Source organism: Acinetobacter sp. BIGb0196, from assembly GCF_011759595.1.
In the GTDB taxonomy this organism is placed as follows: Bacteria; Pseudomonadota; Gammaproteobacteria; order Pseudomonadales; family Moraxellaceae; genus Acinetobacter; species Acinetobacter guillouiae.
Window position 1 is genome coordinate 924703 of the sequence record NZ_JAAOZA010000002.1, and the last position, 18934, is coordinate 943636.

The 18934-nt window shown below is 34.9% G+C and carries 17 protein-coding genes; 11 read left to right on the forward strand and 6 right to left on the reverse strand.

Annotation, left to right across the window (positions count from 1 at the left end; all coding sequences use genetic code 11):
* Nucleotides 1-109 precede the first annotated feature (109 nt).
* Both FHR28_RS17100 and FHR28_RS17105 read right to left on the reverse strand, forming a co-directional pair.
* The gene (locus FHR28_RS17100) at nucleotides 110-1132 is read right to left on the reverse strand and encodes an NAD-dependent epimerase (protein WP_166783129.1); all 1023 of its coding nucleotides are present in this window, start codon (nucleotides 1130-1132) and stop codon (nucleotides 110-112) included.
* The gene (locus FHR28_RS17105; RefSeq protein ID WP_004723131.1) at nucleotides 1129-2298 is read right to left on the reverse strand and encodes a nucleotide sugar dehydrogenase; all 1170 of its coding nucleotides are present in this window, start codon (nucleotides 2296-2298) and stop codon (nucleotides 1129-1131) included. The genes FHR28_RS17100 and FHR28_RS17105 overlap by 4 nt, the downstream gene beginning before the upstream one ends.
* A gap of 237 nt (nucleotides 2299-2535) precedes the next feature.
* On the opposite strand from FHR28_RS17105, the gene FHR28_RS17110 reads away from it, so the two are divergent.
* The 9 genes from FHR28_RS17110 (at nucleotide 2536) to FHR28_RS17150 (ending at nucleotide 11092) form a co-directional block, all read left to right on the forward strand.
* Nucleotides 2536-3303 carry a glycosyltransferase gene (locus FHR28_RS17110; protein WP_166783130.1) on the forward strand — a complete coding sequence of 256 codons (768 nt, stop codon included), beginning with the start codon at nucleotides 2536-2538 and terminating at the stop codon, nucleotides 3301-3303.
* Nucleotides 3304-3341: 38 nt separating this feature from the next.
* On the forward strand, nucleotides 3342-4328 hold the full coding sequence (locus FHR28_RS17115; protein WP_166783131.1) for a Stealth CR1 domain-containing protein: 987 nt from the start codon (nucleotides 3342-3344) through the stop codon (nucleotides 4326-4328).
* Nucleotides 4329-4338: 10 nt separating this feature from the next.
* Entirely contained in the window at nucleotides 4339-5097 is a 759-nt protein-coding gene (locus FHR28_RS17120; protein WP_166783132.1) for a glycosyltransferase family 25 protein, read from the forward strand.
* Between the two features lie 104 nt (nucleotides 5098-5201).
* A complete protein-coding gene (locus FHR28_RS17125; protein ID WP_166783133.1) occupies nucleotides 5202-6116 on the forward strand; it encodes a glycosyltransferase family 32 protein in 915 nt (304 codons plus the stop codon).
* A 74-nt stretch (nucleotides 6117-6190) separates the two neighbouring features.
* Nucleotides 6191-6970 carry a glycosyltransferase family 25 protein gene (locus FHR28_RS17130; protein WP_166783134.1) on the forward strand — a complete coding sequence of 260 codons (780 nt, stop codon included), beginning with the start codon at nucleotides 6191-6193 and terminating at the stop codon, nucleotides 6968-6970.
* Nucleotides 6971-6982: 12 nt separating this feature from the next.
* Nucleotides 6983-7756, forward strand: a complete 774-nt coding sequence (locus FHR28_RS17135; RefSeq protein ID WP_166783135.1) for a glycosyltransferase family 25 protein — start codon at nucleotides 6983-6985, stop codon at nucleotides 7754-7756.
* 96 nt (nucleotides 7757-7852) lie between these two features.
* Entirely contained in the window at nucleotides 7853-8647 is a 795-nt protein-coding gene (locus FHR28_RS17140; RefSeq protein WP_166783136.1) for a glycosyltransferase family 25 protein, read from the forward strand.
* Nucleotides 8648-9149: 502 nt separating this feature from the next.
* Nucleotides 9150-9917, forward strand: coding sequence for a glycosyltransferase family 25 protein (locus FHR28_RS17145; RefSeq protein ID WP_166783137.1), 768 nt, complete (start codon nucleotides 9150-9152; stop codon nucleotides 9915-9917).
* Nucleotides 9918-10084: 167 nt separating this feature from the next.
* On the forward strand, nucleotides 10085-11092 hold the full coding sequence (locus FHR28_RS17150; RefSeq protein WP_166783138.1) for a capsular polysaccharide synthesis protein: 1008 nt from the start codon (nucleotides 10085-10087) through the stop codon (nucleotides 11090-11092).
* A 5-nt stretch (nucleotides 11093-11097) separates the two neighbouring features.
* Here FHR28_RS17150 and FHR28_RS17155 read toward each other — a convergent pair whose 3' ends face one another.
* The 4 genes from FHR28_RS17155 to FHR28_RS17170 all read right to left on the reverse strand — a co-directional run bounded on the left by FHR28_RS17155 (nucleotide 11098) and on the right by FHR28_RS17170 (nucleotide 15070).
* The gene (locus FHR28_RS17155; RefSeq protein WP_166783139.1) at nucleotides 11098-11964 is read right to left on the reverse strand and encodes a lysophospholipid acyltransferase family protein; all 867 of its coding nucleotides are present in this window, start codon (nucleotides 11962-11964) and stop codon (nucleotides 11098-11100) included.
* Between the two features lie 10 nt (nucleotides 11965-11974).
* Entirely contained in the window at nucleotides 11975-12193 is a 219-nt protein-coding gene (locus FHR28_RS17160) for a hypothetical protein (RefSeq protein WP_004723114.1), read from the reverse strand.
* A gap of 137 nt (nucleotides 12194-12330) precedes the next feature.
* Nucleotides 12331-14115 (reverse strand): aspartate--tRNA ligase, encoded by a 1785-nt coding sequence (gene aspS, locus FHR28_RS17165; RefSeq protein ID WP_004723113.1) that lies wholly within the window; start codon nucleotides 14113-14115, stop codon nucleotides 12331-12333.
* Nucleotides 14116-14305: 190 nt separating this feature from the next.
* Entirely contained in the window at nucleotides 14306-15070 is a 765-nt protein-coding gene (locus FHR28_RS17170; protein ID WP_004723112.1) for a DUF4184 family protein, read from the reverse strand.
* 559 nt (nucleotides 15071-15629) lie between these two features.
* Between FHR28_RS17170 and FHR28_RS17175 the strand changes: the two genes are divergently transcribed.
* Nucleotides 15630-16451, forward strand: coding sequence for an O-antigen ligase family protein (locus FHR28_RS17175; RefSeq protein WP_228722097.1), 822 nt, complete (start codon nucleotides 15630-15632; stop codon nucleotides 16449-16451).
* 113 nt (nucleotides 16452-16564) lie between these two features.
* On the forward strand, nucleotides 16565-18664 hold the full coding sequence (gene znuD / locus FHR28_RS17180; RefSeq protein ID WP_166783140.1) for a zinc piracy TonB-dependent receptor ZnuD: 2100 nt from the start codon (nucleotides 16565-16567) through the stop codon (nucleotides 18662-18664).
* Nucleotides 18665-18934 lie beyond the last annotated feature (270 nt).

Genomic DNA, 18934 nt, shown 5'->3' on the forward strand with positions numbered 1-18934 from the left:
AAAAAGGATTCCTAGTGGAATCCTTTTTTTGTGCTTAGATCTGGCTGTTGAAAGAATTGAAAAAAATTCAAATGCCAAAATTTAGCTTTAAACTAAATAAAAGCCTTAATTAAACTTGATAAAAATCTCGATACCAATCTACGAATTGCTTAACACCATCTTCAACAGAGACCGATGGTTTGTATCCCACTCTCTGTTCTAAAGCACTGCTATCCGCAAAAGTATCCGGCACATCGCCCGGTTGTAATGGAAGTAATTCTAAAATTGCTTCTTTGCCTAAAGCTTTTTCAATGGCATGAATATATTCAATCAATTTTACTGGATTGTTATTGCCGATATTGAAAATACGGAAAGGTGCATAACTGGTCGATGGATCAGGATTTTTGCTGTCCCAGTTTGGATCAGGTTGCGCAATTTGATCACTTGAACGAATCACACCTTCTACAATATCTGAAATAAAAGTGAAGTCGCGGGTATGGTTGCCGTGATTGAATACAGGAATAGGTTGGTCTTCAATAATATTCTTAGTGAACTTAAACAAAGCCATGTCTGGGCGGCCCCAAGGACCATAGACAGTAAAAAAGCGTAAGCCTGTTGTCGGTAAATTGAAAAGATGGCTATAACTGTGCGCCATGAGCTCATTGGCACGTTTGGTTGCCGCATAGAACTGTACTGGATGGTTAACGCCATGTTTTTCACTAAATGGCATGGTGGTATTAGCACCATAAACACTACTGGTACTGGCATAGGTTAAATGTGGCGTTTTGGCATAACGGCATGCTTCAATAATATTGGTAAAGCCAATTAAATTACTTTCGACATAGCTCAATGGATTTTCTAATGAGTAACGGACACCAGCTTGTGCAGCCAAATGAATCACCCGATCAAATTGATGATCTTGAAAACATTGATCAACGATTGCTTTATCAGCAAGATTGGCATGAATAAAAGTGAACGTTTGCTGGGTTTGTGCTGCCGTATCTTTGAGAACTGCTAATCGGGCTTGTTTTAATGCGGGGTCATAGTAATCATTCATATTGTCAAAGCCGACAACATCATCACCACGCTCTAAAAGTTTTTTTGCAACATTGAAGCCAATAAAACCTGCTGCACCTGTGACGAGGACTTTCATTCATCTGCTCCGAAAATATCTCGTGTATAGACTTTATCTAATACATCACTTAAGTCATTAGAAACCCGATTGGCAATAATCACGTCACTTTGCTGTTTAAATTGTTCTAAATCATTGACGACTTTGGACTTAAAGAACTCATCTTCTTGTAAAGTTGGTTCATAGACAATCACTTCAATTCCCTTGGCTTTGATGCGTTTCATCACACCTTGGATTGCGGACGCTCTAAAATTATCTGAACCACTTTTCATCACTAGGCGATAAATACCAACTTTATTGGGATTACGTGCAATCACCGAGTCTGCGATAAAGTCTTTACGCGTACTGTTTGAGTCAACAATGGCTTGAATCAAATTACTTGGAACGTGATTATAGTTGGCTAAAAGTTGTTTGGTGTCTTTGGGTAGGCAATAGCCACCATAACCAAATGACGGATTGTTATAGTGGTTACCAATACGTTGATCTAGACAAACACCATCAATAATTTGATGAGTATCTAAACCAAAAATTTGCGCATAGGTATCCAGTTCATTGAAATAGGCAACGCGCATAGCGAGATAGGTATTGGCAAATAACTTAATTGCTTCAGCTTCAGTTGCGTCAGTAAATAAAACAGGGCTGTCTTTTTTGATGGCGCCTTCGATCAATAAGTCAGCAAATAGTTTTGCGCGATCAGATTTTTCCCCAACAATAATACGGGAAGGGTACAAATTGTCATGCAATGCCTTTCCTTCACGTAAAAATTCTGGAGAAAAGATAATATTTTCAGTGTGGAATTTTTCTTTTAAGCTCTTGGTAAAGCCGACAGGGACAGTTGATTTAATCACCATCACTGCATTGGGGTTGACCTCTAAGACTTGCTGAACCACGCTTTCGACACTTTGCGTATTAAAATAATTAGTTTTGGTGTCGTAATCCGTTGGGGTCGCAATAATCACAAAATCTGCATTGCGATAAGCTGCTTGATAATCTGTCGTGGCTGTAAAATTTAATGATTTTTCTTTTAAAAATAATGAAATATCCGCATCTTGAATGGGCGATATTTTATTGTTGAGCAAGTTAACCTTAGATTCTAAAATATCTACTGCAACAACTTCATGATGTTGTGCAAATATCATTGAATTGGATAAGCCAACGTAACCTGTTCCAGCGACTGCTATTTTCATAAAAACCTAATATAGAAAATGTGCTTGCAAAAGTTGTATTCAATTTCACAGAGCGTTCATTCAAAAAAGATTGCTCAATAAAATATCGAACAATTAAAATGATCATGATCAATGTAAATTGTTAACGCATCATAGCATATTCTCATGAAACAAATTGTTCAGCATATGCAATCGAATACAGTAACTTGGCGATGGTAATGGTATGATATAGGGATTGCTCAGGTGGAAGATTGATGCATGCAGGTCAATGAATCAAATTTACAGTCGAATTTAGTTGAATCAGAACAGAATATCGTTTTGTGTATGAAGTGGGGCAGCAAATATGGTGCTGATTATGTCAATCGCCTATATAACATGGTCAAACGACATACCACAATTGATTTCCAAATGGTGTGTTTGACTGACCGTACAGAAGGTATTAATCCAGAGGTTCAATGCTTTCCAATTCCGCCGTTAGCATTGCCTGAAGGAAGTCCTGAACGTGGATGGAATAAGTTATCGACTTTTGAACCTGATTTATATGGTTTAAAAGGTAATTTATTATTTTTAGATCTTGATGTGGTCATTGTAGACAACATTGATGACTTCTTTAGCTACCCAGGTGAATTCCTCATTATTCACGACTGGAAACGTCCTTGGCGTGTGACTGGGAATAGCTCAGTTTATCGTTTTAAGTTGAGTACTTTTCCTGACATCTTGCCTTATTTCCGTGAAAACTTTAAAGAAATTAGTCATAAATTTCGAAATGAACAAGAATATTTGTCTTGGTATGTCGATCAGCAGCAAAAACTTAGCTACTGGCCAAAAGATTGGTGTAAGAGTTATAAATATCATTGTTTGCAAAAGCTACCATTGGCTTATTTTAAACCACCAGTCAAGCCACAAGATGCCAAAATCATTATTTTCCATGGAGAAATTAATCCACCTGATGCCGTGACGGGTGGTGGTGGTAAATGGTATCGCTATGTGTTGCCTTCAGACTGGATTAAAGACGCTTGGCAATAACTTTATTTAGATGATTAGAACATTTGAGAACAATATAGATGCAAAACCTTGATATCGTGATTGCTTGGGTCGATGGCAATGATGTTGAGTTAAAACGTAAACGTCAGCAATATCTCACAGGTGGTGATGCCTCAGATGCTGTGAGCGATACACGTTTTGCCAGTAATGATGAGATCTATTACAACATTGCATCTATATTGAAGTATGTGCCTTTTTGCCGTCATATTTTCATTGTTACAGATAATCAGCAGCCTGAATTTTTAAATGAATTTGTAGCGCAAGGTCTTTGTGATGCAAATAAAATTCGTGTCGTTGATCATTGTGAGATTTTTGCCGGTTATACGCAATTTCTACCCACGTTTAACACCCGGTCAATTGAAAGCATGTTATGGAATATCAACGGGCTTTCAGATTATTTTATCTACTTAAATGATGACTTCTTTTTTAATTCACCAGCTCAAATTGAAGATTTTCTTGAGAGCGATAAAATCGTCACCTATGGACACTGGAAAAGTTGCTTTAGTTACAAGACCAAGCTGAAATATCGTCAATTTTTAAATCGTAATTTTAATAAACCGATTCAACCCGGTCATGTGATTGCACAAATGCTGGGTGCTGATATTTTAGGATTTAAAGAGTTTTTTGAAATCCATCATTATCCACACTGTGTCGATCGTAAAATTTTAAGTGAATATTTATTGTGTCATCCAGACCTATTAGAAACACAGATTAAGTATAAGTTTAGAAGTGTCGAACAATTAAATCCGATTTCATTGATGAATCATTTAAAGATTCAAAAAAATGAAGCTGTTTTAAAGCCTGATTTAGCTTTGGCTTATTTGAAAAATGCTGAAAGCTTAGCTGCGTTTGTAGAAGCATTGAATCAAGACAATATTAAATATGGTTGTATCCAAAGTTTAGATCAACTGAATTCTGAGAATGCTGCGCAGGTACGTCGTAAAATGATCGATAAATTATATGACTATTTACCTAAATCAGTGATTTCAGCCAAAGTTTTATCGTAGGAAGCCAATCATGAAAGTTAAAACATATCTGATCAATTTAGATGGTAGTGATGAGCGGCTTGCTCGCGCAACAGAACAGTTACAGGCGGTAAACTGGGAATTTGAGCGTTTTTCTGCTTATGATGGACGTGGCAAAGAATTGTCATTTTTTCAGGATTATGATGATGCGTTGACGCAGCAAACTTTAGGAAGACGTTTACTCAATTCAGAACTGGGTTGTTATCTCAGTCATTATGGCTGCGCTCAGAAATTTTTAGCAAGTGATGCGGATTATCTTGTTGTCTTAGAAGATGATATGAAAATTACAGCTGATTTCAAACAATCTATAGATCAAGTTTTAGCTTATTTAGATCGCCATCAAGCGCTAGATTGGTATCTGGTGAATTTAGCAGCAAAGAAGAAAAAGTTAGCCAAAGACATTACTCAGCTGGGTGACTATTCATTGTGGCATGCTTATTATTTTCCTATTCGTGGTTTGGGTTTAATCTGGTCACGCAAAGGTGCTGAAGCATTTATTGCACAAGGTCAAACAATTGCCATGCCTGTTGATATCTTTTTCCAAACTTGGCTGAGTAAGAATGGAAAAGGATTAGGTGTTTGGCCTGCTTTTGTTCGCCCAGCAGGTTTGGATAGTGATATTTTAGGTACAGTTGCAACACAAGGAATATCTCGTAAAGAGAAAGAAAATCGTGACCATTCTTATGGTTTTAAGAAGCAAAAACGTATGTGGCGTGATCGGATGTATGCATTTAAACATCTTTACTTTTAAGTGTACAAAGATGTTCTAGTAAATGAAGTAATGAATATTTTAAATACTGTATAGTTTAAATTTTATTGGTTCTGCTTTTTTGTAAAAAATATTGGATTTTTTATATGAAAATTTTTAAAAAATTATTTTATTTAGCTAAATTTCATATGATGTACTATTACAAAATTAGACATACCAATCAAAAAATTGATAACTATGCAGGACAACTGATTTTTAATCCTATTGCTACACCCATTGAATTACCTAAAAAGATATGGATGTATTGGGAAGGTGATTTTCCTGAGTTTGTTGAAAAATGTATTCAAAATACTCAAGCAAAAAATCCATCTTATCAAGTATGTGTACTTAATCCTGAAAATGTCAGCCAGTATAGTGATATTGATTTTTCTTTATTGACGAATGCAACGCCTCAACAAAAGGCTGATTTACTTAGATTTGATCTGTTATATCGGTATGGTGGAATTTGGTTAGATGCCAGTATTATTGTCTATGGAAATCTAGACTGGATTTCTGAGTTGATGCAAAAGAATCAGACAGAATGTTTTTCATATTATCGTAAAAAAAATACCACGCAGATCGATTATCCAGTATTGGAAAATTGGTTGTTGGCAACTGTTCAAAATAATGCTTTTTTTAAATATTGGTATGATGAGTTATATTTAGCAATTCAACAAACACCCAAGCGCTATGTAGAAAATATTCGAGATACACAAGAAAACAGCAAAGACATTTTTCAAAGAATCGGTAATTTAGAATATTTAGTGGCCTATGTTGCTTGCCAAAAAATATTAAGGAGATCTTTCCCTAGTATCACTTTAATTAATTGCGATGAAAATGCTTTGTTTTATCAAGTGAAAAATCAATGGATTAAAGAAAAAATTTTAATTGATTTTGCTATTAATTATCCTCCTGTTGAAGCGCCTAGATTGTTAAAACTCGCAGGAAAAGAACGAAAAACACTCAGTCATTACTTTTCAAAGAAAATGTATTTCGAAGGTAGTTTCCTCGATATTTCTTAGGAAACTATGTAAGTGAGGATGCTAGTACGACAAAAAAATAGTAAAATAGAGCTATTGCTTATAGTCACATCCCTATGAAAAAAATCGTTATTAGCCTATCGACAGCACTTGAACGTAGACAACATATATTGAGTGAGTTTGGTAAAAAAAATGTAGATTTTGATTTTTTTGATGCTTTAACTCCAGAACCTGCTGCTATTTTCGCACAAGCGCTGCATTTAAACATTGATGAGCAAGTTCTAACAAAAGGTGAAGTTGCTTGCTTTATGAGTCATGCCTATTTATGGAAGAAAATGGTTGATGACAATATCCCGTATATGGCGATATTTGAAGACGATATTTATTTGGGTGAGGATGTAACTGAATTTCTTTCTGATAGTCAATGGATAGATCCAAGTTGGCATCTTATTAAATTAGAGGAATTTACACATAGAATTGCATTAGGCAAAAAAGTGAAGGCTTTTAATGATCATAATAATAGAGCTATTTTTCAATTAAAGAGTAAAAATCTGGGCACTGCTGGCTATATATTGTCTTTAGATGGCGCAAAGACATTGCTGGGCTACATTCAGACATTAGATAAGTTAATTGCATTAGATCACTTAATGTTTGAATCTGTGATCACGGATAATATTTTTTCTGTTTACCAAATGAAACCTGCTTTATGTATTCAGGATGTGACCCTGTATTCATGCAAAGATAGCGTTAAGTTTGCCAGTCATTTATATAAAGAGCGTTTGACAAGAAGGAAATACAATAAAAAGAAGGGAGTGGGTAAAATTATTTTAGAGCTTTATCGCATATTACATCAGCTAAAATGTATCCTATTTTTTAAGTCGGTAGGTTTTAAATAAATAGAGTAATTTATGAAAAGTTTTGTTATTAGCTTAAAATCAGCAGAAGACCGTAGAGAACATATTCGACAGCAATTTGAAGAGAAAGACATCCCTTTTTCTTTTTTTGACGCTATTGAGCCACATTCAATTCTAGCTCAAGCAGAAAAAATTAATCTAACGCTTTGTAAAAATGATTTAAGTCAAAATGAATTGGCATGTTTATTGAGTCATGTTTCACTCTGGCAAAAAGCAATCGATGAAAAAATCCCAGCAATCGCAATTTTTGAAGATGATATTCATCTCAGCCAAGATGCTGAATTGTTTTTAAAAGATTCAAATTGGTTAAGTCATGATATTGTGAAAACTGAAAAAGCTTATGACAAAGTATTTTTGGACCTAGATAGAACTAAGGTTTTTAATAATAAGAACTTTTTTTTAAGAAGGTTGAGAAAAGCCCATCTTGGTGCTGCAGGTTATATTTTATCTTACAATGGCGCGATGGAGCTTGTTGAATACTTAAAAAAACAAGAGGTTTTTGACCATGTCGATCAAATGATCTTCAGAAAATATATTTCTGAACGAAACGCAGGTGTTTACCAATTAGTACCTGCATTATGTATTCAAGATTATATACTCAATCCCAATGAGCAAAAATTTACGACAAGCCTCCAATGGCGAGACCAAGTTGTATTTAAGCCGAAAGGACTGCAAAAAATTTTAAGAGAAGTCAGTCGGGTTTTTATTCAACTTGCCGACCTTCCGTTTAAAACGAAACTCGAATTTACCAGAAGCTCTAAAGATTAATTTATTTAAAATCAATTAAATGAGTAGTCCTGTGGTTTTATGATCGCTTAATTGTTATATAATCAATTTTTTGTGTTCGTAGAGATCGTTTTTGTAGTGAATTTTGTTATTAGTTTAGATTCTGCTCTTGATAGAAGACAGCATATTTATTCAGAGTTTGAAAAGCACTTAGTATCATTTAGTTTTTTTGATGCAGTTACACCTGCAACGATTGTAGAAAATGCGAAAAGTGTAGGTATTGAACTAACACGGACAGGTCTTTTAACACAGGGTGAGGTGGCTTGCCTTTTAAGTCACGTATTACTATGGAAAAAAATTGTCGAACAAGATTTAGAATATATGGCAATTTTTGAAGATGATGTACATTTTGGAGAAAATCTACAAAATTTTATTGATGATTTTTCATGGATTCCTAAAAATATACATCTTATAAAATTAGAAGCTTTTGATAAAAAAGTGGATCTCTCATTTTTTCCAAAAGCGATAATCAATGATAGAGCACTATATCAACTTAAAGCGAAGCATCTCGGCGGAGCAGGTTATATCTTATCAAGAGAAGCAGCAGAATATTTTCTGGCATCTATTTGTAATATGCCTGAGTTAGTTCCAGTCGATCACATATTATTTGGTTGTCATGTGAAATATGCAAAGTATAAAGCTTATCAAATGGTGCCAGCAATTTGTGTTCAAGATTTTTATTTACATAAAAAATATGATAATTTTCCTAGTCATTTAGAGAATGAGCGTGCTATTCGCCACGAATCTGACAGGCTTGAACAACATCGGCAGAAAGAAGCAATGACTATACTCAGTAAAATTCAGAGAGAAGTTTTACGATTGTTTCATCAAATTTTCAAATTATCGGCATATCGATCTATAAAATTTAAATGAATCTGATTTAAGTTGTTGCATCAAAATCGTTGTCCACCTGTGTTTGTCTAGAATTATTTTGAGGCAATCTAAGAGGTTTTTATATGATTTTTGCCCTTGATTTAATGGGATTTTTTAGCTCCAGTTTTATTCGCTATATTTTCTTAGCTAGACAAAAAGTAGAATCTTAGGAAAGTATGTAGGTAAGGATGATTACAAGACAAAAATAGTAAAATGAAGCTATTGCTTATAGTCTCACATCTATGAAAAAATCGTTATTAGTACTTGAAGGTAGATAACATATATTGAATAAGTTTGCTAATAAATGTAAATTTTGTTTTTTGATTCGATTGAGTCTACTCAATTAGATTTTCAGGCGAAAAAATGGGTTAACTATTCAACAAAATAATCTGAGAAATGATTTTTATTCAAATTTTGGAATATTGATATAAAACCAAATTTAGTTTTAAACAGTAAGATCAGTGATTCTATTTTAACCTATGTCTTGTTCCGGATATCATATATGAATTTTGTTATCAGTTTAGCTACTGCTAAAGAGCGTAGACTACATATCATAAATGAGTTTGAAGCCCAAAATATTGAATTTTATTTTTTTGATGCAATTCAGCCTAATCAGATTCCTTCAATGGAGGAAAAATATGAAGTTTCACTCATAAATAGTGGTTTGACTGCTGGAGAAAAAGCTTGCTTCTTTAGTCATGTAGAAATATGGAACATGGTTGCTTCTAAAGGAATGAAACATGTCGCTATATTCGAAGATGATGTTTTTTTAGGCAATAATGCTAATAGTTTCCTTAAGAGCTTGGACTGGATACCCCAAAAAATTAATATTATTAAGTTAGAAATGTTTGAAGAATATGTGTTGATGAGTCTGAATAAAATACAATTGGAAAATAATAGGTTATTGAGAGAATTAAAAGAAAAGCATTTGGGCACTGCGGGATATATATTATCATTAGAAGGAGCTAGAAATTATTTAAAATATATAAAAGATAAGAATATTGAAGTCCCTTTAGATCGTTTAATGTTTGAAAATTATTTAAATGATGGCGATGAACTAGTTTATCAAATGGTACCTGGATTATCGGCCCAAGCGGATAGAATCGGTAAAAGTGAACTTGAAAGTCAGCTTGAAATTGATCGTAAAGAAAATCAATTGGGAAAAGAGAAACGTAAACAAAAGCTCGCTTTTATGCAAAAGCTAAAACGTGAAATTTTGAGGTTTTTGTATCAAGTAAGAATAAAATTTTGTAAGATTGGATTTTATTGATTTAAGCCTATAGTTAAGAGTAATCAATTTAAAATATTAAATGAATATGATTTCATAACTCAAATTAAATTGGAATTGATTGTATTTATGAAAATTTAATATGTTTAAATCTAAATACACTTTAGATGTTAAATAAAGCAGAATTTAAAAAAAAGTTGAGATTATGTATGAGTGATATATCAAGTATTTTTAATTCAAAAGCAGAATTTAAAAAAAATATTGATAGACTCAGTAAATTCCCATTTCGTATTTTTTATTTTACATTTATTCCGAAAAGTGTCCGAAAAAAACTAAGTATTCAAGCCAATAAATTGCAAAAAAAACATGTTGGAAAATGTTGGAATATATTTATTGATGATTATTTTTCGAATAAGCTGGAACGATTTCAATTAAAAGGAAAAATGCAATTTAGTGATCAGAAAATTATTTGGCAATACTGGGGGCAAGGTATCCACAGTGACTTACCAAATATTGTTGAGTTATGCTTTTCTTCTGTAGATCGACATAAGGCAGATTATCAAGTGATCCGTCTTGATGACAGTAATATAGTAGATTATTTGGATCTACCAGATTTTGTGTTGGATAAAAGAAAGAACCCAAAATTTAAACCTGCTTTTTTTGCTGACCTGATTCGCTTGGCTTTACTGAATGTTTATGGTGGGATTTGGTTGGATGCAACAATTTTATTGACAGCACCAATTGAAAGTGAAATATCAGAGGCAGATTACTTTATGTTCCAAAGGCATAGTGATACGTCAGAAAAGCAACTTTGGTATGATCGTAATCATGATTATTTTGATTGGTCTGATGAGCAAAATGTGAATGTTTTAAACAGCTTTATTGTTGGAAAAAAAGACAATGAGGTTTTACAGATTTGCTTAGATATTTTGTTAAATTTCTGGAAAACTCAAAATAATATTCCGCATTATTTTTTCTTTCAAATTATGTATGATGTTTTAATAAAAAGTAGATTAAAATCCAAACAATGTGAGATTATAGATGACACTCTACCTCACTTATTGCAATTTAAATTAAATGATCAATTTAACTCAGCTGAATACAATAATATTTTGCAAAGAATAAATATTCATAAAATGACCTATATAGATAAGATTATAGAAAATTCATATTATGATTATTTAAGAAAAGAATTTTTGCTCAATGAGTATTATTGAGTTGCTTATGATTTATACAAATTCCTGCCACCCTCTAACTTCCTAAATCGTTTATAACCCCATAAATACTGTTCAGGAGCAATGTTAATCATTCGCTCCATTTCTTTGTTCAAGGTATCGACAGAAAGCTGTAAATCTTTAGAATTAATATCTTGAGATAGTGCCGTAAAATGTATATCAAAACCTGAGAAATCAGGGCGACGAACACAGGTTAAACCCACAACTGAACATTGGGTTTTTGCAGCAAGCTTTGAAAGCAAAGTTGAAGAAAATGCTTTTTGCCCATAAAACTCAGAATAAATACCCCCAGACTCTTTGGGGATATGGTCGGGAAGGATGGCTGTAAACCCCCCTTGTTTTAAATGTTTAAATAACGCACGTACACCAGTATCATCAGTGGGTACCAGTGTTGCATTTAAGCGTTGGCGAGACTCTAACATAAACCGATCTAAGTCTTTATTTCGGCTTGGCTTGTACATGATAACGGGATGAGTATGTTGGTTGATCCACGCATTCATGAGCTCCCATGCTCCAAAATGGGGTACCACACCAATACAGCCATTGGGGTTCTTTAAGGCATTGAGAAAAATCTCAGCATTATAAACCTGTTTAATTTGTGCTAAGGCGAACTCTGGAGAAGATCCCCAAATTTTAATTGACTCTGCATAAGTCATACATTGACTTTTTAAACTGGCCTTAATTAGTTGATTACGTTGTTGTTCATCAAGCTCAGGATATGCCGCAGTTAAATTCAATTCAGTGATGCGTTTTGCTGAAGAATTACTGATAAACAATAAATTCCCGACACCTCTAGCAATATTTTGTATCATGCCTAGAGGTAATCGAGAGAAAGTTTTAAGTAGCTTATACATTTAATTATTATTAGTCGCGATCAGCATTGCCTTTCAACACCAAGTAAATCAGCGCTGAAATAATAAAGAAACCAGCAATAAAACTGCTCATGCTGAAATATAGAATACGTTGATAAGTATCTAAATTAAACAACTGATGGCTTAGGATATAACGCATAAATCCCCATTGAACCACTGAAAATACAATGATAATAATTGTATGACGAAGTACATTAGGTCGCATAGCCATAGGTTTTCACCTCAAAAGTTAACAGCGATAGTATGCCATTTATGAGAACTTATCTCAATTAGAACCTATCTAAAAAAATGCATATGAAAAATAGAAAACCCTGCATAGCGCAGGGTTTTCGATGAAACAGCTAAAAATTATTTAGCTTCTTCAGCTTTCGGTTTTTCGCGTAAACGAATACCCAAGTCACGCAATTGATTTGGTTCAACTGGTGCTGGTGCTTGAGTTAATGGACACTCAGCAGTTTTAGTTTTCGGGAAAGCAATCACGTCACGGATAGACGATGAACCTGTCATCAACATCACTAAACGGTCTAGACCGAATGCTAAACCACCATGAGGAGGTGCACCGAATTTTAAAGCATTTAATAAGAAACTGAATTTTTCTTCAGCTTCTTCTTCGCCAATACCTAAAGCTTCAAAAATGGCTTTTTGCATTTCTAAAGTGTAGATACGCAATGAACCACCACCGATTTCAGTACCATTCAATACCATATCGTAAGCAACAGAAAGTGCTGCACCAGGATTACTTTTCACTTCTTCAACACTTGATTTTGGAAGTGTGAATGGGTGGTGAACAGACGTCCATTTACCATCATCAGTTTCTTCGAACATTGGGAAGTCAACCACCCAAAGTGGTGCCCACTCGGTTGTTGACATGTTCATGTCATGACCGATCTTGATACGTAAAGCACCCATTGCATCATTTACAACTTTGGCTTTATCTGCACCAAAGAATACGATGTCACCGTTTTCAGCACCAACACGCTTTAACAAATCAAGCACGATTGGTTCGATGAATTTAACGATTGGGGATTGAAGACCTTCGATGCCTTTTTCAAGTTCGTTGACTTTAATATAAGCCAAGCCTTTCGCGCCATAAATTCCAACGAATTTAGTGTATTCATCAATTTGGCTACGTGGCAGTGAACCTGCTCCTGGTACACGAAGTGCAACAATACGGCCTTTAGGATCTTTTGCTGGACCTGCGAATACTTTGAACTCAACGTCCTGCATCATGTCAGCAACGTCTACAAGTTTCAAAGGAATACGTAAGTCTGGTTTGTCAGATGCATAATCTCGCATAGCATCTGCATAAGTCATGCGTTGGAATTTGTCGAATTTCACACCAAGAAGTTCATTGAACATCTTAACGGTCATGCCTTCCATCAAATCCATAATATCATCATCGTTTAAGAACGATGTTTCGATGTCGATTTGAGTAAATTCAGGTTGACGATCTGCACGTAAATCTTCGTCACGGAAACATTTTGCGATTTGGTAATAACGGTCTACACCACCAACCATCAACAATTGTTTAAACAATTGTGGTGATTGTGGAAGCGCATAAAAGCTACCATTTGAAACACGGCTAGGCACTAAATAGTCACGCGCACCTTCAGGTGTTGCACGTGTCAAAATTGGTGTTTCAACATCCAAGAAGCCGTTTTCATCTAAGTAGTTACGAATTAACGTGGTCACTTTAGAGCGGAAACGTAAACGATCAATCATTTCTGGACGACGAATATCGAGGAAACGATATTTCAGACGGATTTCTTCAGAAATATTGGCATTTTCATCATTCAATGGGAATGGTGGAGTTTCAGATGCAGCAAGAACTTCGATTTCTTTACCTAAAACTTCGATTTGACCACTCACCATATTGGCATTTTCGGTGCCTTCATAGCGACGACGTACACGTCCTACAATTTTTAATACATATTCTGAACGTGCTTTATCCGCAGTTGCAAATGCTTCTGGGGTATCAGGATCGATGACGACTTGAACGAGACCATCACGATCACGCATATCAAGGAAAATCACCCCACCGTGGTCACGGCGACGATGTACCCAGCCGCAAAGCGTTACAGTCTGGTCAATTTGAGCTTCGGTTAAAGAACCGCAATAATGAGTTCGCATCATAGCGTTAAAAATCCAACTATATGGGTTAAGGAAGCGAGTACGTAAACAGCGCATCGCCTAAAAATGTAATGTGAGATTATGCCTCTTTGAGCGGTGAGTCACAAGGACTTGGGGCAAAAACTAGCATGTTGCCGAATAAATTTAAGCTGATTTCGAGAAAGTTTCAGTGACTAAATCGGCAAATAGAGCATCATTCAAAATATTTCTTATCATTTAAATAATGAAACAAAAGACAACCTAAAGTGAAACAAAGGATTGAACCTTGGGTAAAAAATTTCATAAACAAGCCAATCAGCACATATAGATCAGTGTCTTGTGGAACGAAGCCTGTACTTTTGGCAATATACACATAATATAAGCAACCACTAAAAAATGAGCTTACAAATAAGCTTATACAGAAAAAATTTACTTTAGGATTGCGTATTTGACTGGCTCTATATTTAAAAAAGTAATGCAAGCCCATCCACATTAAAAAAGGTAAAGCCGCAGCAGAACAGCCGATTTGTAGGACTTTATGCATCGGATAAATACGATCAAATATACTGACAGGTTGCGCTAAAAATTCTTTAAAAGCGAAAGTTCGAAAATCTAAATGAGTTAAACCATCCCAAATAATATGGGTTGCTGTACCTAAGATAATCGCCAATATCATCCAAATTAGAAATTGAAAAAAAGTAGAAAAAGAAGCAATGTTTAATGGTTTTTGAATGCCTAAAAACTTAAATAGTAATGGGCGATATAAGCTATACCAAAGTAAGCAGAACAGTAATCCCACCAATAAATCTGGATAAATGATTCCTTTAAATTGATGATTTAAATAAATTTCAGTTTTGACCAACACTCTATACAAATCTGGTGTCATTGTGCCAATCGCGAGTGCTGCAATCGGCAAGCGATTTCCTGAAAGTTTGGACAAAGGTGGTGCTAAAACAGCATGTGAAAGTGTAAAAGGCATTGAAAATAGGTTATTAAAACTTATATTAGGAAATTATTCGTTAATTTGTTGTTTACATCAATGAATTAAATGTAATTTCAAAGTAGAATATTACAAAAAATTGAGTAGATCTAAAGTGTCAATGTTTGAAAGTTATTCTTTGATGATAAAAAATAATAAATTTATTTTTTTAATATCTATCCTTTTTGTTGTTGTATTTACGCATTATATTTTTAATGATAATTTTAGGCATTGGAATATTTCAATTGTTTTTATTTTGTTTTTTAGCTATTTTTTAATTAAGGGGGGAATTATAAAACCAAATTTTTATCTGGTTGCATTTTGTTGTATTGGATTTATAAGTACTACTTTATTAAATCAGTCACTTTTTCGACTTGATTCAGTTCCGCATAATCTATTGAGTACGTATAAGCATATTATTAACCAGTATATTTGGTTTATTCCATTCATTTTTTTACCAACAATTTATTATAAAAGTAATTTTAATGCCGAATTTTTTTATCGGATATTGTTTTTTATATTGTTTTTGTTGACCCCCTACTTATTGTATTGGGGGATAATGTTGCAGTTTGATCGTGGCCTGTTTAGTATTTTCTTTAATCCAGTGATTAGTTATGATATCGGCTTTATTTCGCTCACAATACTTTTGCTATGTTATTCATTTTATTTAAAAGGTAAACAATCTTATTTATATTTAGTGACCAGCTTACTCTGTATGTTTCTTTTAATCCTTCATGGCACTAGAGGAGCATGGCTAGGGCTGCTATTTGTATTGGGCTTTTTAGTTCTTTTCTATACTAAAACTCAATTAAAAAAAATCACTTTGATGCTGGGTTTGGTTGTTTGTTTTATTGGCATAAATATGGCTATTCCAAATTCTCCACTACTAAAAAGAGTTGAAAACTTTCAATCTGATTCACTCAATATTCGTAATAATAATTATCAAAATAGTTCGGGAATTAGATTATTCCTTTGGAATAATTCACTGGAAATGTTTAAAACCTCACCTTTCACAGGAATCGGGATGTATGAAATTGAAGCTGAAAATTGCCGTTTATATGAACGAGGAGATTTACCGCATTGTTTTCAGCACATGCATAGCATCTACTTCCATGAATTAGCAGCAAATGGTTTGATTGGATTCGTTGGTTTATTATTGACATTTTTGACTGCTTTGGTTTTCTTTATAAAGCATATCTTTGCTAAAAATTTGCTAATTCAAAACTTAGCAATCACTGGTACAGTGTTCGTAATCTATTATATGTGTAGCGGTCTTACTGAATATTATTTATTTTTTCAAAATACGACCTATGTGTTCTATTGGGTGACTGCTTCTCTTATGAGTTTTATTTTAATCAATAAGCTTCTGAAAACAAAATAAATTTAATTTAAAATGCAAAGGAAATCAGTTTTGATTTCCTTTTTTTATTGCAAAAATATTGAAATGTTATAATATAACATAATTCAAGAATATTGAGCTTTGAGAGCAATCGCATGTCCTTTACCAAAAGTGCCCTAACACTTTCCATTTCTGCAGTTATTTCAACTTCTATTTGGGCGGAAAATCAAACCAATACTGAAAAAAATCCACAACAATTAGAAACCATTACCGTTGTTGGACATCCCTTGGTCCGTTCAAGTCAAGATTTTGGTGTTGTAGATGAAACTGTTTCACGTGAAAAACTACAACAGGCTGGCACGACTTTAGGTGAAGCACTCAAAGATGAATTAGGGGTCTATTCCAATACCTTTGGGGCGGGTTCTAGTCGCCCTGTAATTCGTGGGCAAGAGGGTGCACGGGTTAAAGTGACTCAGAATGCAACAGAGACAATGGATGTTTCAAGCTTGTCACCAGATCATGCTGTCACTGTAGATCCGCAACTTGCGCAAAAAATTGAAGTCATTCGTGGGCCATCAACATTATTATATGGGGCTGGGTCTGTGGGTGGTTTAGTCAATGTGGTTGACAGCAAGATTCCGACAGCGATGCCTGAAAATGGTTATGAAGGCAATGTTGGTCTGCGTTATAACACAGGCAACGACGAAAAAATGGCACATGCTGGGGTGACTGTTGGATTAGGTTCAAATGTTGCATTACGTGTAGAAGGCTTAAAACGTGACGCCAATGATTATATTACCCCGAACTATATCGTAACAGAAGAGCATGGTGATCATGCTCATAGTACGATAGAGCGTCGAGTTGGCAATACATTTTCAGAGTCTGAAAATGTAAATGTTGGCTTATCTTGGATCGGCGAGCGTGGTTTTGCTGGCGTGTCTTATAGCAATCGCCAAGATCAATACGGTTTACCTGGGCATAGCCATGAATATGAGTCATGCCATTTCCATGGCTTATCACTTCATTGTGGTGGGCACGATGATGACGACCATGCGGGTCATGACCATGATCATGGTGAAGAAGACCATGATCACGCTGAAGCAGGGCCATGGATTGATATGAAAACAGAACGTTATGATTTCCGTTCTGAGCTCAATGAACCTTTTGCTGGCTTTAAAAAACTTCGTGCACAAGCAAGTTATACCGACTATCAACATGATGAAATTGAAGGAAGTACAGCAATGACAACCTTCAAGAGCAAAGGTTATGAAGGTCGTGTTGAGTTGTTACACAATCCGATTGCTGCTTGGGAAGGCGTGTGGGGTGTTCAAGCCAGCCAGCAAAAATTAGATATCACAGGTGAAGAAGCGGTTCTTGCACCAAATAAAACCCAAAAATATAGTGTATTTGGCTTAGAGCATCGCCAATTTGGTGATTTTCATGTGGAATTAGGGACTCGTTTTGATCATCAAACAGTGGAGGTCGACTCAGATCAAAAAGACTTTGATGGTAATGCATTCTCATATTCTGGTGCTGTGAATTGGGCATTTGCACCAAATTACACGCTCTCTTTAACGGGTTCTCATCAGGAACGATTGCCTTTAGCACAAGAACTTTATGCTGATGGAAAGCATTATGCGACCAACACTTATGAGTTGGGCAATCAAGATTTAAATAAAGAGAAGTCAAATAATGTGGAATTAGGCCTTCATTATGACAATGACAAGTTGAGCTATCATGTACATGTCTATCAAAATTGGTTTGATAACTACATTTATGCCAAAACTTTGGATCAATACGAAAACTTCCGTTTGATCAAATATAGTCAAGATAAAGCCAAGTTCTATGGGACAGAAGGTGAAGTCGCTTATCAGTGGAATGATGTGTATAAAACCAGTCTGTTTGGCGACTACGTACGCGGTAAAATTGAAGATGAAAATGCACCGCGTGTTCCTGCTGGTCGTTTAGGCGCTCGTGTAAATGCTGAGTTTGATGAGCGTTGGTCTGGTTCAGCAGAATATTCACATGTGTTTAATCAAGATAAATTTGCGTCTTATGAACAAGAAACCAAAGGTTATAACATGGTGAACCTAGGCGTTGCTTATCAGTATCCTTTGGCCAACAAACAAGAAGCGAAAGTATTCTTTAAAGCCAACAACCTGTTGGACGAGAAGATTTATGAACACACTTCTTTCTTATCGAATATTCCACAAATTGGACGTAACTTTGTCATAGGTATGGACTATAAGTTCTAATTATTTGCAATCATTCACCAAATCGTTATTGAAAAATAAAGGAATTCGACCTAGGCTCTAAGGGTCTGCCAATACTTCATCTGTATTTGCGACAACGAGTGTTTTTTAGAGGATACAAGGCATGATCTATGAAATTTAGTGATCTAAATGAGTAGGTCATAACGATGTAGCATCAAAAAACACTCTAGTCGTCTCTGCTGCGCCTTGCGCTGCAAACAAAGCAGTGCTTTGTTTTTTGCTCAGGGTTGTGGTTAAAATTATCTCAAACAT